The following is a 13780-nucleotide window of genomic DNA, read 5'->3' on the forward strand; positions in this document are numbered from 1 at the left end:
CTCGAGGCGCTCTCCGAGACCCCGCTCTCCGAGAACGAGCGGCTGGCCGTCGCGCTCGCCGCGAGCGGTCACGCCCGGTGGTACGGGATGGTGGTGGCCGGGTACGCCGAGCAGGCGCGCACGCGGGGTCTGAGTCCCGACGAGATCTCGGCCGAGGAGGCCGCGCTGTTCGATCGCGTCGTCACCGGCGACGAGTTCCCCCACCTTCGCAGGGCTGTCGATGCGGGGGTGTTCACGGCTCCCGACGACCCGTTCCGCTTTGCGATCGAGCGGCTGCTCGACGGTGTCGCGATGTACATCGACGCGCTCGACCGGGGTGAGGAGCACGCGGCCGCGCACGACTGGATCGGTGTCGAGCCGGCCGAGCTCTCGGACGACAGGAAGCTGCGCGAGGCGCAGAAGGCGGTGCGGGATGCCGAGAAGGCGCTGCGCGCCGCGCGCAAGGCCGAGCGTCAGGCGCATCGCGAGGCCGCCGACCGCGCGGCACGCGCACGTCCCTGACGCGCGGCAGTCCGGTGTGCGAGGAGTCCCAGGACTCACATCAGTCACAGCGGTTTACAGGTGTCGCACCTACCCCATAGAGTGTGCATCAGCAGAAAGGGGTACGTGGGATGCCCGATGTTCAAGACGTTCGATTCCTGACGGTGGCGGAGGTCGCCGAGCTGATGCGCGTGTCGAAGATGACCGTGTACCGGCTGGTGCATGCCGGTGAGCTGCCCGCGATCCGGTTCGGTCGCAGCTATCGCGTGCCCGAGTCGGCGGTCGCCGAGGCGCTGAACCGGCCCATCGCCGACGTCGGCTGATCCGAGCGCGCGTTCAGGGTGGGCCCGACGGTTTGCTAGAATCGTCGGAGGCATTTTTCCGTGCCCGTACCCGGGTGCCCGCCTTCGTGGCATCCAGCCCCTGACTTAGTGAGGTTTCCGTGGGTTCAGTCATCAAGAAGCGCCGCAAGCGCATGGCGAAGAAGAAGCACCGCAAGCTGCTTCGCAAGACTCGCCACCAGCGCCGCAACAAGAAGTAAGCGGCACGACACTGAGCGCCTCCCGACCGGGCCTGTTCCCGTCGACGGGGGCGCTTCGTGTCTCGCTGCCACGGATGCCGGAGCACCCCAGGAACACGGATGCCGGAGCACCCCAGGAACACCGATGCCGGAGCACCCCACGAAAGGGAGTCCATGAAATCGATCGACATCGCCCAGCTCGCCGCCCGTGAGGGCGTGCCGCTCATCGACGTCCGCGAGCGCGATGAGTACGCCTCCGGTCGCGTCCCCGGTGCGGTGAACATCCCGCTGTCCGAGCTCGGTGACCGGCTCGAAGAGCTGCCGGGCGAGGCGTTCGACGTGATCTGCCTGCTGGGCGGGCGGTCGGCGCGCGCCGTGCAGGCGCTCGAGTCCCGCGGCTACGACGTCACCAACGTCGAGGGCGGCACCGACGCGTGGATCGCCCAGGGGCATCCGGTCGAGAAGTGACCACAGTCACCCTCATCGGCAAGCCCGACTGCCACCTCTGCGAGGTCGCGAGCGAGATCGTCGACGTCGTCGTCGCCGAACTGCCGGATGCTGCCGCGGAGCGGCTCGAGATCATCGAGCAGTCGATCAACGACGATCCCGCACTGTACGAGCTGTGGTGGGAGAAGATCCCCGTGGTCCTGATCGACGGCGAGCTGCACGCGCACTGGCGCGTCACCCCCGACCGCCTGCGCAGCGCGCTCGAAGACGCCCTCAGTGCTGCCCCGGACAAGGAGAATCAGTGATCCGTCACGTCGTAAGCTGGAAGCTCGCCGAAGAGGATGCCGCGCTGCGCGGCGAGCAGGCCGCAGAGGTCGCCCGCCGGCTCAACGCGCTGATGGGCGTGGTGCCCGAGCTGCGCACGGTCTCGGCCGGCGCGAACGTCGCGCACCCCGACATCAACTGGGACGTCACCCTCGTCGCCGACGTGGATTCCCTCGAGGCGCTCGAGGCCTACCAGGTGCATCCGGCGCACAAGGAGGTCGGAGCATACATTCGCTCCGTGGTCGCATCCCGGGTCGCCGTCGACTTCGAGATCTGAATCCGTCGCAATACAACCGTGACCACCGGTCATCCAGGTGGTTGTTCCATGTCGCCGTCATCGTGTCAAGATGATGGCGAACCCGTTCCCAGGGCAGATGCCCGTCACGCAGGAGTGATCATGAATCGTCGTCCTCTTCTCATCGGTGCGGCCATCGCCGCCACCGCAGTCCTCGCCCTCACCGGATGCGCCGGCAACCCTGCATCCGATGGCGACGGTGGTGACGGCGGCGACGCACCCTCCGGTCCCGACTACGGTCTGGTCACCGAGGGCACGCTGACCGCGTGCTCGGACGTGCCCTACCCGCCCTTCGAGTTCGAGGACTCGTCGACCGAGACCGGCTACTCGGGCTTCGACATCGAGCTGCTCGGCGCGATCGCCGACAAGCTCGGCCTCGAGCTGGCCGTGCAGGACGTCAACTTCGACGCCCTCCAGTCGGGCACCGTGCTGCTCGCCGGTGACTGCGACCTCGGCGCCTCGGCCATGACCATCACCGAGGAGCGCAAGGCCAACATCGACTTCTCCGAGCCGTACTACGACTCGCTGCAGTCACTGCTGGTGCGCGTCGACTCGGGCATCGAGAGCATCGACGACCTCGACGGCAAGAACGTCGGCGTGCAGCAGGGCACCACCGGTGAGAACTACGCGACCGAGAACGCCACGGGCGCGACCCTGGTGCAGTACCCCTCCGACGGCGAGCTGTGGCCGGCGATGCAGGCGGGGCAGATCGACGCGATCCTGCAGGACCAGCCGGTGAACCTCGAGCACGAGAAGGCCGACGACGCGTACAAGATCGTCGAGGAGTACGACACCGACGAGTCGTACGGCTTCGCCTTCGCCAAGGGTGAGAAGGTCGAGCTGCGCGACGCGATCGACGGCGCTCTGCAGGAGCTGCGCGACAGCGGCGACTACGACACGCTCTACGACAAGTACTTCAGCGCGAACTGACCGCCGCAGGCGGGTGGGAAGGATCTCCACGATGGCGCTGAAGCGCAGCACCCGGAACCGGGCGTACCGGTATTCCATGTACGCCCTGTTCATCGGGGTGGTCGTCTGGGCCGTCCTCGCGACGGACTGGCCGCGGATCGCACGGCAGTTCTTCAATGCCGAGGTCGCGGCGAAGATGTTCCCGGGCATCATCACCACGGCTCTGGTGAACACGCTGCTGTTCACCCTGATCGGCTTCCTCGGCGGACTGCTGCTCGGCATCCTGTTCGCCCTGATGAAGCTGTCGGTCATCGGGCCGTTCCGCTGGTTCGCGACCGCGTGGATCGAGCTGTTCCGTGGCCTTCCCGCCCTGCTGACCATCTTCGCGGTGGCGTTCATGCTGCCGATCGCGCTCGGGATCAAGATCCCCGGCGGCCCCGCCGGTGCGGGGCTGCTGGGGCTGATCCTGGTCGCCTCGGCCTACATGGCCGAGGTGATCCGCGCCGGCATCCAGGCGGTGCCGAAGGGGCAGGCCGAGGCCGCCCGGTCGCTGGGCATGTCGCCGATGAAGACGATGTTCTGGATCATCCTCCCGCAGGGCTTCCGCATCATCATTCCGCCGATGACGAACGAGTTCGTCCTGCTGCTGAAGGACACCTCGCTGCTGTTCATCGCGGGTGTGACGATCCAGACCAAGGAGCTGACGAACTTCGCCCGTGACGCATCGACGGCCAACGCCAACGCGACTCCGCTGGTGATGGCGGCCCTGCTGTACCTCCTCGTGACCATCCCGCTGACGCGGGTGGTCGCGTGGCTCGAACGACGAATGGCGAAGCAGCGATGAGCACGGATCTGATCGACGTCCACGCCCCCGCCATCGAGGTGCGGGGCCTGGTGAAGACCTTCGGCGACAACGAGGTGCTCAAGGGCATCGACCTCACCGTCACCGCGGGCGAGGTGGTCTGCGTGATCGGGCCGTCCGGCTCGGGCAAGTCCACCCTGCTGCGCTCAGTGAACCTGCTCGAAGAGCCGACCGGCGGCAGCATCCTGATCGAGGGGATCGACATCACCGACCCCGAGACCGAGATCGACCGCGTCCGCACTCGCATCGGGATGGTCTTCCAGAGCTTCAACCTGTTCCCGCACCTCACGGTGCTCGGCAACCTCACCATCGCGCAGCGCCGCGTGAAGAAGCGCTCGAAGGACGAGGCCGAGCGCGTCGCCCGCGAGATGCTCGGCCGCGTGGGGCTGAGCGAGAAGGCGGATGCCTACCCGAGCCACCTCTCCGGCGGACAGCAGCAGCGCGTCGCCATCGCGCGGGCGCTGTGCATGAACCCCGACATGATGCTCTTCGACGAGCCCACGTCGGCGCTGGACCCCGAGCTGGTCGGCGAGGTGCTGCAGGTGATGCGCAGCCTGGCCGACGAGGGCATGACGATGCTCGTCGTCACGCACGAGATGGGCTTCGCCCGCGAGGTCGGCTCGCGCCTGATCTTCATGGACGGCGGGCACATCCTCGAGCAGGGCGACCCGCGTCAGGTGCTGGCGAACCCGCAGCATCCGCGCACGCAGGACTTCCTCTCCCGCGTGCTCTGATCCGCACGGACATCGACGCCTGCGTCGTATCCGGGGCGGGTCCCGCCGCTCAGTCGCGCGGCCGCGCCGCGACAGGCTCGGCCAGCAGGCGCAGGCCGACGACGTCGCCGAAGGCGGGCCGGATGCCGGGTGCATGCTGCACGGTGACCCGCTCGCCGGCCTCGGTGCGCACGACCGTGCGGCGCATGCTGCCCAGGAACGTCGACTCCTCGACGATGCCGGTGGCGACGGCATCCGCCTCCGCCGCGAAGTGCACGTTCTCGGGCCGCAGATACACGTCGACCGGACCGTCCGCCGGCGTCTGCAGCGGCAGTCGCTGCCCCCACACGGTGACGTGGCCGCCGTCGGCGACCCCGGCGACGAGGCTTGAGAGGCCGACGAAGCCGGCCACGGATGCCGTCGCCGGCGCGCCGTACAGCTCCTCGGGCGTGTCGATCTGCTCGATGCGGCCCGAGTTCATCACCGCGATGCGGTCGGAGACGGCCAGCGCCTCCTCCTGGTCGTGCGTGACGAACACGGTCGTGATGCCCAGGCGCAGCTGCAGGCGGCGGATCTCGTCGCGCAGCTGCACGCGCACCTTCGCGTCCAGCGCCGAGAGCGGCTCGTCCAGCAGCAGCACCTTCGGTTCGGTCACCAGGGCGCGGGCCAGGGCCACGCGCTGCTGCTGCCCGCCGGAGAGCTGGTGCGGGAACTTCTCTGAGTGCTCCGCGAGCCCGACCAGGGCGAGGGCGTCGAGGGCGCGCCTGGCAGCCTCAGCCCGGCCGACGCCGCGGCGCCGCAGCCCGAAGGCGGTGTTGTCGGTGATGCGCAGGTGCGGGAACAGCGAGTACGACTGGAACACCATGCCGATGTCGCGGCGGTTGGTGGGCACGTGCGACACATCGGCGCCGCCGAGCAGCACGGTGCCCTCGTCGGCATCCTCGAGACCGGCCAGCACCCGTAGCAGAGTGGTCTTGCCGCATCCGGAGGGGCCGAGCAGCGAGACGAACTCACCGGGGGCGATGTCGAGATCGATGCCGTGCAGCACGCGCGTGCCGCCGTACGACTTGACGATGCCGCCGAGCTCGACGCGGGTGCCCTCGCCGGCCTCGGCGAGCAGCAGGTTGTCCTTCGTGGCCGGCAGTGCCTGGTCGGTGGTCATGATTCGGCCTTTCCTGAGCGATCGCGCGCCGCCCGCCCGATGGCGAGCAGCAGCACGAAGCAGAACGCCAGCGCCAGAAGCGTGAAGATGGCGGGCGCGTACGGGTCCTGCTTCTGCACGACGACGAGGGCGGTCTGAAGCACCTGACGGTTCAGCAGCGACGCGATGGTGAACTCGCCGAGCACGACGGCGATGGAGATGAGCGAGGCGGCGAGCAGCCCCTGGCGCAGGTTCGGGGCCAGCACCCGCAGCACGACCGTGGGCCAGCTCGCGCCGAGCGAGCGTGCCGCCTCACTGAGGGTGCGCATGTCGACGGCATCCATCGACGCCTGGATCGATCGGTACGCGAACGGCAGCACGGTGACGCCGTAGGCGAAGGCGAGCGTCCAGGTGCCGGTGCCGAAGGTGCGCCCGACCTGCAGGTAGATCGGCGCCAGGCCGACCACGAGCACGATCGCCGGGATCGAGATGGGCAGCAGCACCACGAACTCGAAGATCGGCTTGAGCCGCGGGAACCGCAGGTTCACCAGGATCATCGTCGGTGCCAGCAGGAACAGCACGATCGCGACGGTGACGATCGACAGCTGCAGCGAGTTGCCCAGGCCCGTCCAGATCGGACGCAGCACCTGTGCCTGAGCGGGGTCGGCGAGGGCGGCCCAGTGGATGCCGCTCAGCCCGCCGGCCGGATCGCGCAGCGTGTACAGCAGCGTCGAGACGAGCGGAATGGCGAACAGGCCGCCGACCAGGATGCCGATGACCCAGCGGGTGGTGCGCGAGGGGGCGATGCGGTTCATACCCGCCACCTCGCCGCCCGCCGCTGCACCAGCGAGTAGAGCCACATGACTACGCCGACGACGACGATCATGCCGAAGGCGAGGGCCCCGGCGAGGTTCTCGCGGCCCAGCACGGTCTCGCTCGTGAGAGCCGCACGGATCTGCAGCGGCACGATCTGCGAGCCCTGGCTGGCGAGCGCGGCGGCGGTCGCATACGACGAGAACGCGTTCGCGAACAGCAGCAGGAAGCTCGCCAGGAACGAGGGGGCGAGCACCGGGAAGCCGATGCGCAGCCAGAAGCTGGCGCGCGTGCCGCCGAGGGTGAGGTTCGCCTCGGCCCACTGCGGTCGCAGCGCGGTGAGTGCGGGCAGGAAGGTGATCACCATCAGCGGCACCTGGAAGTAGATGTAGGGCAGGATCAGCCCCGGCACCTCGTAGATCCACGGGCCGGTGGCGAAGATATCGACGCCGAGCGAGTCGCGCAGCAGCACCGTGATCACTCCCTGCAGGCCCATCGTGGCGATGAACGCGAAGGCGAGCATGACGCCGCCGAACTGGGCGAGCACGCCCGCGGCGGCCTCGACAGTGGTGCGGATGGCGCCGTCGGGCCGCAGACCGAGCAGCGCGTAGCAGACGGCGGCGCCGACCACCGCGCCGACCACGGCCGTGAGCAGCGAGATCCAGGCCGAGTTCCAGAACGTGGCGATGATGACGGGATCGGCGAGGGCCGACAGGTTGGTCCAGGTGAAGGCGCCCTCGCTGTCGAACAGGCCCGACAGCAGGGCGAGCGCTGTCGGCAGGGCGAGGAACAGCAGCACGTACGCGGCGAACGGCACGAGGCCGAGACCGGCGAGCAGCTCCCTCGAGGAGACGGCGCGCCGGGCCGGAGCGATGCGCTCCGACCCGACGCGTGCGAGTTCGACGGCGGTCACCGAACCGCCGCGGCCCACTTCTCGCCGAGCAGGGTGCCGGCGGCGGTGCTCTGCTTCTCGGTCGGGACGACGGTCTCGGCCGGTGCCTCGGGGAGTGCCGCGGCCAGCTCGGTGTCGATGGTGCCGGCCTCGATCATGGCCTCCATGCGAACGGGGCGGGCGCCGCCCTTCAGCCACAGGTTCTGCACCTCGTCGCTGTAGAGGAACTCCTGCCACAGACGAGCCGCGGCCGGGTTCGGGGCGTCCTTGTTGATCGCCTGGTTGTAGTACGCGGCGTAGCCGACGCCGTCGAACACGACGACCTCCCAGTTCGGGTTGGCGGCCTTGTGGGCGGCGTTGAGGTAGTCCCAGTCGAAGACGACCGGAGTCTCGCCGCTCGTGACCGTCGCGGTGGTGACGTCGACCTTCAGCAGGTTGCCCGACTTCTGCAGGTCGGAGAAGAAATCGATGCCGGCCTGGTAGTCGTCCAGCTCCCCGCCGGACTGCACGGTGGCCAGGCCCACGGCGCCGAAGGCGGCGCCGGCCTGCGTGGGGTCGCCGTTCAGCGCGACCGAGGCCTTGTAGTCGGCGCCCTTGAGGTCGTCGAGCGAGGCGGGGGCCGGGTACTTCGACGAGTCGTAGCCCACGGACATGTATCCGCCGTAGTCGCCGACGAACAGGCCGGTGGGCTCCTTAAGGGCATCCGGGATCTCGTCCCAGGTCTGCACCTTGTAGGGGGCGAAGACGTCGGTGCTCTGCAGCGCGACGGTCAGGCCCAGGTCGAACACGTCGGGGGCCGTGTCGAGGCCCTCGTTGGTCTCGGCCGCCTTGATCTCATCGGCGCTGGACACATCCGGCGACTGCTCGTTGACGGTGATCTCGGGGTAGCGCTCTGCGAACAGGTCGAGGATCTCGCCGTAGTTGGCCCAGTCGCGGGGGAGGGCGATGACGTTGAGCTGGCCCTCCTCCTTCGCGGCGGCCTCGAGGTCGGCGAAGGTGCCGAAGTCGCTGACCGAGGTCGCGGTCGCTGCGTCGGCCGCGCCGTCGCCCGAGCCGCCTGCGGCGGGAGCGCCTGCGCAGGAGGTGAGCAGCAGAGCCGCGGTGGTCGCGAGGGCGATGCCGGCGCCCAGGCGCGCGCGGCGGGGGATGATTGCCATGAGTTTCCTCTCGGGAGTCCGGCCGATGGCCGAGTCGGGACGAGAGGAAACTACGGCCCGCCGGTTACCCGGCAGGGCGGCGGCGGTGAACGCCGGGTTACGAAGTCATGACACCGGATGCCGTGGCCGGTGGCACCGCGTACTTGAAGCCCCGGTGCGACCCGGCGAAGCCGAGGTTCTCGTAGAAGCGGTGCGCGTCGACGCGCGCGGCATCCGAGGTCAGCTGCACGAGCGTCGCACCCAGTGCCGGGGCGGCGACGTCGGTGACCCACCGCATCATCGCCGAGCCGATCCCGGCGGAGCGCAGGCCGCTGCGCACCCGCACCGCCTCGACGAGCAGCCGGCGCGCGCCGCGTCGCGCCATGCCCGGGATCAGGGTGAGCTGGAAGGTGGCGACGACGACGCCGTCGCGCTCGGCAACGAGCAGGTCGTTCATCGGATCGGCGAGGATCTCGTCGAGCCCGGCGCGGTACAGCGGCTCGTCCTCGGCGCTGGCGCGGTCGCCGCGGGATGCGCTGATGGGGTCGTCGGCGAGCAGGGCGATGAGCGCTTCGGCGTCGGCGCGGGTCGCACGGCGCAGCGTGACCTCGCCGGTGCGGGACGGGAGCGGATGCGGCAGCGGCAGCTGATCGAGCATGCCCCCAGTCTGGCACCCGCCGTTCTGGCGTCGTGCGTTCTGGCATCCGAGGTTCTGGCATTCTGAGTGGTGATGGACATCGGAGCACTCCTCGGACTCGAACAGCTCACCTGGGGCGTGCTCGTGCTCGTCATCATCGCCGCCTTCGCCGCCGGCTGGATCGACGCCGTCGTCGGAGGAGGCGGACTGCTGCAGCTGCCCGCGCTGCTGCTTATCCCCGGCATCGCGCCCGTGCAGGCGCTGGCGACCAACAAGCTCGCATCCGTGTTCGGCACCGCGACGAGCAGCGTCACCTACTACCGGCGGGCGAAGCCCGACATCCGCACGGCGCTGCCGATGGCGGGAATCGCCCTGGCCGGGTCCTTCGGCGGGGCGGCGGTGGCCACCGTGCTGCCTGCTGCGGCGTTCAAGCCGATCATCGTCGTCGCGCTGCTGATCGTGGCGGCGATCACGGTGTTCCGCCCGGCGATGGGGCAGGTCATGAAGCTGCGCTTCACCGGCCACCGACACCACATCACGGCCGGGGCGGCGGGGCTGGTGATCGGCTTCTACGACGGGCTGATCGGCCCGGGCACCGGGACGTTCCTCGTCATCACCCTCGTGGCGCTGATGGGCTACGACTTCCTGCAGTCCAGCGCCAAGGCGAAGATCGTGAACCTCGCGACCAACGCGGGCGCGCTGCTGCTGTTCATCCCGCACGGTGCGGTGCTGTGGCTGCTGGGCGGCATCCTGGCCGTCGCGAACGTCGCCGGCAGCTATCTGGGGTCGCGGATGGCGATCTCGCGCGGATCCCGGTTCATCCGCTGGGTCTTCCTGATCGTCGTGGTGCTGCTGATCGGCAAGCTCGGCTTCGACGTGTGGAACGAGAACGTCGCCCCCGCCCTCCCCTGACCCTCCCGCCGAAACCCCTCATGAATGTCGAAACCCCTCGTGATTCGCGCAGATCCTGAGGGGTCTGGGCAACCACGAGGGGTTTCGGCGGTAGTGACGGGGGGTCAGCGCTCTGCGGACTCGGGCTCGGGAGCGGCGTCGACGCCGGCCTCGGCGCGCTGCTCCGGGGTGATCGGGGCGGGAGCCTCGGTCAGCGGGTCGAAGCCGTTGCCCGACTTCGGGAACGCGATGACCTCGCGGATCGACTCGGTCTTGGTCAGGTGCTGCATGACGCGGTCCATGCCCAGCGCGATTCCGCCGTGCGGGGGAGCACCGAACTTGAACGCCTCGAGCAGGAAGCCGAACTTGTCCTCGGCCTGCTCCTCGCTGATGCCCATCACCTCGAAGACGCGCTTCTGCACGTCCTCGCGGTGGATGCGGATCGAGCCGCCACCCAGCTCGGAGCCGTTGCAGACGATGTCGTACGCGTAGGCCAGGGCGGATCCCGGATCGGTGTCGAAGGTGTCCTCGAACTCGGGCTTCGGTCCGGTGAACGCGTGGTGCACGGCCGTCCAGGCGCCGGCTCCGACCGCCACATCACCGGATGCCACGGCATCCGACGCCGGCTCGAACATCGGGGCGTCGACGACCCAGGTGAACGCGAACACGTTCGGGTCGAGCAGCTCGAGGCGGCGGCCGATCTCGACGCGCGCGGCGCCGAGCAGCGCGCGGCTGGCCTTCGTCTCACCGGCGGCGAAGAAGGCGCAGTCGCCGGGCTTTGCGCCCACGAGCTCGGCAAGACCCGCCTGCTCGGCCTCGGAGAGGTTCTTCGCGACCGGTCCGCCGAGAGTTCCGTCCTCGTTGAAGAGCACGTAGGCAAGACCGCGGGCACCGCGCTGCTTGGCCCAGTCCTGCCAGGCGTCCAGCGTCTTGCGCGGCTGCGAGGCGCCGCCGGGCATGATGACCGCGCCGACGTACTCCGACTGGAACACCCGGAACGGGGTGTCCCTGAAGTAGTCGGTGACCTCGCTGAGCTCCAGGCCGAAGCGCAGGTCGGGCTTGTCGGAGCCGTACTTCGCCATCGCGTCGGCGTAGGTGATCCGCGGCAGCGGCGTCTGCACGTCGACGTCGATGGTCTTCCACATCGCGACGATGAGCGACTCCATCATCTCGATGACGTCCTCCTGCTCGACGAAGCTCATCTCGATGTCGAGCTGCGTGAACTCAGGCTGACGGTCGGCGCGGAAGTCCTCGTCGCGGTAGCAGCGCGCGATCTGGAAGTACTTCTCCACACCGCCGACCATCAGCAGCTGCTTGAACAGCTGCGGCGACTGCGGCAGCGCGTACCAGCTGCCCGGGTGCAGGCGCGCCGGCACGAGGAAGTCGCGGGCGCCCTCGGGTGTGGAGCGGGTCAGCGTCGGGGTCTCGACCTCGACGAAGTCGCGCTGGTGCAGCTCGTCGCGGATCGCCTTGTAGACGTCCGAGCGCAGGCGCATCGCCGCGGCCGGGGCCGGACGGCGCAGGTCGAGGTAGCGGTGCTTGAGGCGCACCTCTTCGCCGATCGGGTCGGACTCGGCCAGACCGCTGGAGACCTGGAAGGGCAGCGGCGCCGACTCGTTCAGCACCGTCACGACGCTGGCGATGAGCTCGACCTCGCCGGTGGGCAGGTTCGGGTTCTCGTTGCCGGCGGGCCGGCGCGAGACCTCACCGGTCACCTGGAGCACGAACTCGCTGCGCAGCGGGTGCGCCACCTCTTCGTCGCGGATGACCACCTGAGCGATGCCGGATGCATCGCGAAGATCGATGAACGCGACGCCTCCGTGATCGCGGCGACGATCGACCCAGCCCGAGAGGGTGACGGTCTGACCGATGTGCTCGGCTCGCAGCGAGCCTGCCGTGTGTGTGCGAAGCACGGAGGATTCCTTCTGATCGGGGAATATGGGACCCGCCCAGTCTACGGGGAGGGCGATGAGCGCCCGCCGCCCGCCGGCGGCATCCCGGGCCCTCCCCCATGCGCGGCGGGGGAGGGCGCCTGGCTAGACTCGCGGGCATGGTCGCTTCCCGCCTGCATCTCGTCCGCCACGGTGAAGTGCACAACCCGCTGCGGGTGCTCTACGGCCGGCTCCCCGGCTATCACCTCAGCGAGACCGGACACCAGATGGCGCAGGCGGCGGCCGCGCATGTGGCATCCCTCGGTCGCCCCGTGACCGGCCTGCGCTGCTCTCCGCTGGAGCGCGCCCAGGAGTCGGCCGAGCCCTTCGCCGAGCGCTTCGGACTCACCGCCGAACTCGACGCGCGCATCATCGAGCCGACGAACGTGTTCGAGGGCCGGCGCATGTCGCGGGCGCTGCGCGACCCGCGCAACTGGTGGCATCTGCGGCGCCCGTCGCTGCCCAGCTGGGGAGAGGCGTACCGTTCGATCGCCGACCGCGTGCAGGAGGCGATGGACGAGGCCTGGGATGCCGCGGACGACGGCGACGTCGTCTTCGTCTCGCACCAGGCGCCGATCTGGATCACGCATCTGGCGATCGCGGGGCTGCCGCTGCGGCACGACCCGCGCACCCGCCGCTGCGCCCTGTCGAGCGTCACGAGCTTCGAGCGCGTGGGCGACGTGTGGCGCGAGGTCGACTACGCCGAGCCGGCCGCCGCCGGCATCGACCTCGGCGCGGTCTGAGCGGTCCGGCGCGCGGCCGGAAAGCACAGAACAGAACAGAGCGGATGCCGTGGGCCACGGCATCCGCTCCGTCGTTCGGGCGCCTCGAGGCGCCCTGCCCGTCACGCCATCGCGAGCTCCTGCACGATGCCGGCCGCGGCCAGCTGACCCGCAGCCGCGGCGATGGTGACCGCGGCCATGATGCCGGGGACAGCCGCCCGGTGTGCCAGGTCGCCCGCCGCCGAGACGCCCGGAAGCGACGTGCGGCCGAATTCGTCGATCTCGATGGCACCGCTGGGCAGCATCCGCAGGCCGAGCTGCTCGGGGAACGGCGCACGCTGACGCGTCGTGCCGTTCGTGACGAACAGCGCCCCCACGTCGACCTCGCCGCCAGCGCTCACCCGTACGCCGTCGTCGTGCGCGGCCACCGCTGTCACCGGTGCTGAGTGCACGTCCGCGCCGAGCTCCTCGAGGGCCGAACGGGCCTGGGCGTCGAGCTCGCCGCCGTCGAAGACGGTGAGCGAGCCGACGATGGGGCGCAGCATCCGCACGAGATGCTCGGCGCGGCCGCCGCCGAGCACTCCGACCCGGCGTCCGGCGAATTCGTGGCCGTCGCAGAACGGGCAGGTGAACGCCCGCAGTCCCCACAGCTCGGCGAGGCCGGGAACGGCGGGCAGGTCATCCGCCATTCCGGTCGCCAGCAGCACCCGCGGGGCGTGCTCGGTCGTGCCGTCGGCGAACCGCACGGCGAAGCCGTCGTCCGCAGGAGAGACGGCGGTGACCGATCCCTCGCGCAGGGTGATCGTCTCGTAGGCGGCCAGCTGGGCGCGGGCGGTCGCGCGGAACTCGGCCGGGGGAGTGCCGTCGTTGGCGACCACGTTGTGCATATGCAGCACGGGTCCGTTGCGGTACTCGCCGGAATCGACGACCAGGGCGGTGCGGTGCATCCGTCCGAGGGTGAGGGCTGCCTGCAGGCCTGCGGGGCCTGCGCCGATGATGATGACGTCGCGCATCTGTCGTCCTCCTGAGGTGTTCGCACTTGCGTTCTCCGTCAGTGTGTGACTTCA

At 69.7% G+C, this 13780-nt stretch carries 18 protein-coding genes; 11 read left to right on the top strand and 7 right to left on the bottom strand.

Translation table 11 applies throughout. The features are described from left to right. Positions 1-87 precede the first annotated feature (87 nt). From H7694_RS02480 to H7694_RS02520, 9 genes are all read left to right on the top strand, one after another. Positions 88-501 (top strand): TetR/AcrR family transcriptional regulator C-terminal domain-containing protein, encoded by a 414-nt coding sequence (locus tag H7694_RS02480; RefSeq protein WP_227468251.1) that lies wholly within the window; start codon positions 88-90, stop codon positions 499-501. A 110-nt stretch (positions 502-611) separates the two neighbouring features. Next, a complete protein-coding gene (locus H7694_RS02485) occupies positions 612-803 on the top strand; it encodes a helix-turn-helix domain-containing protein (RefSeq protein ID WP_193597978.1) in 192 nt (63 codons plus the stop codon). 119 nt (positions 804-922) lie between these two features. Further along, entirely contained in the window at positions 923-1021 is a 99-nt protein-coding gene (locus H7694_RS02490) for a 30S ribosomal protein bS22 (protein WP_003792170.1), read from the top strand. Positions 1022-1174: 153 nt separating this feature from the next. Further along, positions 1175-1468 carry a rhodanese-like domain-containing protein gene (locus tag H7694_RS02495; RefSeq protein ID WP_193597979.1) on the top strand — a complete coding sequence of 98 codons (294 nt, stop codon included), beginning with the start codon at positions 1175-1177 and terminating at the stop codon, positions 1466-1468. Then, positions 1465-1752 carry a glutaredoxin family protein gene (locus H7694_RS02500; protein ID WP_193597980.1) on the top strand — a complete coding sequence of 96 codons (288 nt, stop codon included), beginning with the start codon at positions 1465-1467 and terminating at the stop codon, positions 1750-1752. The genes H7694_RS02495 and H7694_RS02500 overlap by 4 nt, the downstream gene beginning before the upstream one ends. Continuing rightward, positions 1749-2048, top strand: coding sequence for a Dabb family protein (locus tag H7694_RS02505; protein WP_193597981.1), 300 nt, complete (start codon positions 1749-1751; stop codon positions 2046-2048). The genes H7694_RS02500 and H7694_RS02505 overlap by 4 nt, the downstream gene beginning before the upstream one ends. Before the next feature lie 120 nt (positions 2049-2168). Then, positions 2169-2996, top strand: coding sequence for a basic amino acid ABC transporter substrate-binding protein (locus H7694_RS02510; protein ID WP_193597982.1), 828 nt, complete (start codon positions 2169-2171; stop codon positions 2994-2996). A 31-nt stretch (positions 2997-3027) separates the two neighbouring features. Continuing rightward, positions 3028-3819 (top strand): amino acid ABC transporter permease, encoded by a 792-nt coding sequence (locus H7694_RS02515; protein WP_193597983.1) that lies wholly within the window; start codon positions 3028-3030, stop codon positions 3817-3819. Continuing rightward, a complete protein-coding gene (locus H7694_RS02520; RefSeq protein WP_193597984.1) occupies positions 3816-4571 on the top strand; it encodes an amino acid ABC transporter ATP-binding protein in 756 nt (251 codons plus the stop codon). Before H7694_RS02515 ends, H7694_RS02520 begins: the two co-directional genes overlap by 4 nt. A 49-nt stretch (positions 4572-4620) precedes the next feature. Here the strand turns inward: H7694_RS02520 and H7694_RS02525 are convergent, their stop codons facing one another. The 5 genes from H7694_RS02525 to H7694_RS02545 form a co-directional block, all read right to left on the bottom strand. Next, a complete protein-coding gene (locus H7694_RS02525; RefSeq protein WP_193597985.1) occupies positions 4621-5712 on the bottom strand; it encodes an ABC transporter ATP-binding protein in 1092 nt (363 codons plus the stop codon). Beyond that, positions 5709-6506 (bottom strand): ABC transporter permease, encoded by a 798-nt coding sequence (locus H7694_RS02530; RefSeq protein WP_193597986.1) that lies wholly within the window; start codon positions 6504-6506, stop codon positions 5709-5711. Before H7694_RS02530 ends, H7694_RS02525 begins: the two co-directional genes overlap by 4 nt. After that, positions 6503-7417: an ABC transporter permease gene (locus H7694_RS02535; protein WP_193597987.1), complete on the bottom strand. Its 915-nt coding sequence runs from the start codon at positions 7415-7417 to the stop codon at positions 6503-6505. The genes H7694_RS02530 and H7694_RS02535 overlap by 4 nt, the downstream gene beginning before the upstream one ends. Next, entirely contained in the window at positions 7414-8553 is a 1140-nt protein-coding gene (locus H7694_RS02540) for an ABC transporter substrate-binding protein (protein WP_193597988.1), read from the bottom strand. The genes H7694_RS02535 and H7694_RS02540 overlap by 4 nt, the downstream gene beginning before the upstream one ends. A gap of 97 nt (positions 8554-8650) precedes the next feature. Continuing rightward, positions 8651-9190, bottom strand: coding sequence for a GNAT family N-acetyltransferase (locus H7694_RS02545; RefSeq protein ID WP_193597989.1), 540 nt, complete (start codon positions 9188-9190; stop codon positions 8651-8653). A 72-nt stretch (positions 9191-9262) separates the two neighbouring features. Here H7694_RS02545 and H7694_RS02550 point away from each other — a divergent pair, with 72 nt between their 5' ends. After that, positions 9263-10081 (top strand): sulfite exporter TauE/SafE family protein, encoded by an 819-nt coding sequence (locus H7694_RS02550; protein ID WP_193597990.1) that lies wholly within the window; start codon positions 9263-9265, stop codon positions 10079-10081. Positions 10082-10185: 104 nt separating this feature from the next. Here the strand turns inward: H7694_RS02550 and aspS are convergent, their stop codons facing one another. Continuing rightward, a complete protein-coding gene (aspS, locus tag H7694_RS02555; RefSeq protein ID WP_193597991.1) occupies positions 10186-11973 on the bottom strand; it encodes an aspartate--tRNA ligase in 1788 nt (595 codons plus the stop codon). A 137-nt stretch (positions 11974-12110) separates the two neighbouring features. On the opposite strand from aspS, the gene H7694_RS02560 reads away from it, so the two are divergent. After that, positions 12111-12734 carry a histidine phosphatase family protein gene (locus H7694_RS02560; RefSeq protein ID WP_193597992.1) on the top strand — a complete coding sequence of 208 codons (624 nt, stop codon included), beginning with the start codon at positions 12111-12113 and terminating at the stop codon, positions 12732-12734. A gap of 101 nt (positions 12735-12835) precedes the next feature. Here H7694_RS02560 and H7694_RS02565 read toward each other — a convergent pair whose 3' ends face one another. Beyond that, positions 12836-13726 (bottom strand): NAD(P)/FAD-dependent oxidoreductase, encoded by an 891-nt coding sequence (locus H7694_RS02565; RefSeq protein ID WP_193597993.1) that lies wholly within the window; start codon positions 13724-13726, stop codon positions 12836-12838. Between the last annotated feature and the right edge of the window lie 54 nt (positions 13727-13780).

The sequence above is a fragment of the Microbacterium sp. YJN-G genome (genome assembly GCF_015040615.1).
GTDB lineage: Bacteria > Actinomycetota > Actinomycetes > Actinomycetales > Microbacteriaceae > Microbacterium.

Bases quoted from the DNA above. Each gene is read 5' to 3' on its own strand.
- H7694_RS02560 (WP_193597992.1), top strand. From the start codon at position 12,111: ATGGTCGCTTCCCGCCTGCATCTCGTCCGCCACGGTGAAGTGCACAAC.
- H7694_RS02510 (WP_193597982.1), top strand. From the start codon at position 2,169: ATGAATCGTCGTCCTCTTCTCATCGGTGCGGCCATCGCCGCCACCGCA.
- H7694_RS02530 (WP_193597986.1), bottom strand. From the start codon at position 6,506: ATGAACCGCATCGCCCCCTCGCGCACCACCCGCTGGGTCATCGGCATC.
- H7694_RS02565 (WP_193597993.1), bottom strand. From the start codon at position 13,726: ATGCGCGACGTCATCATCATCGGCGCAGGCCCCGCAGGCCTGCAGGCA.
- H7694_RS02480 (WP_227468251.1), top strand. From the start codon at position 88: ATGGTGGTGGCCGGGTACGCCGAGCAGGCGCGCACGCGGGGTCTGAGT.
- H7694_RS02520 (WP_193597984.1), top strand. From the start codon at position 3,816: ATGAGCACGGATCTGATCGACGTCCACGCCCCCGCCATCGAGGTGCGG.
- H7694_RS02550 (WP_193597990.1), top strand. From the start codon at position 9,263: ATGGACATCGGAGCACTCCTCGGACTCGAACAGCTCACCTGGGGCGTG.
- H7694_RS02540 (WP_193597988.1), bottom strand. From the start codon at position 8,553: ATGGCAATCATCCCCCGCCGCGCGCGCCTGGGCGCCGGCATCGCCCTC.
- H7694_RS02525 (WP_193597985.1), bottom strand. From the start codon at position 5,712: ATGACCACCGACCAGGCACTGCCGGCCACGAAGGACAACCTGCTGCTC.
- H7694_RS02545 (WP_193597989.1), bottom strand. From the start codon at position 9,190: ATGCTCGATCAGCTGCCGCTGCCGCATCCGCTCCCGTCCCGCACCGGC.
- H7694_RS02485 (WP_193597978.1), top strand. From the start codon at position 612: ATGCCCGATGTTCAAGACGTTCGATTCCTGACGGTGGCGGAGGTCGCC.
- H7694_RS02515 (WP_193597983.1), top strand. From the start codon at position 3,028: ATGGCGCTGAAGCGCAGCACCCGGAACCGGGCGTACCGGTATTCCATG.
- H7694_RS02495 (WP_193597979.1), top strand. From the start codon at position 1,175: ATGAAATCGATCGACATCGCCCAGCTCGCCGCCCGTGAGGGCGTGCCG.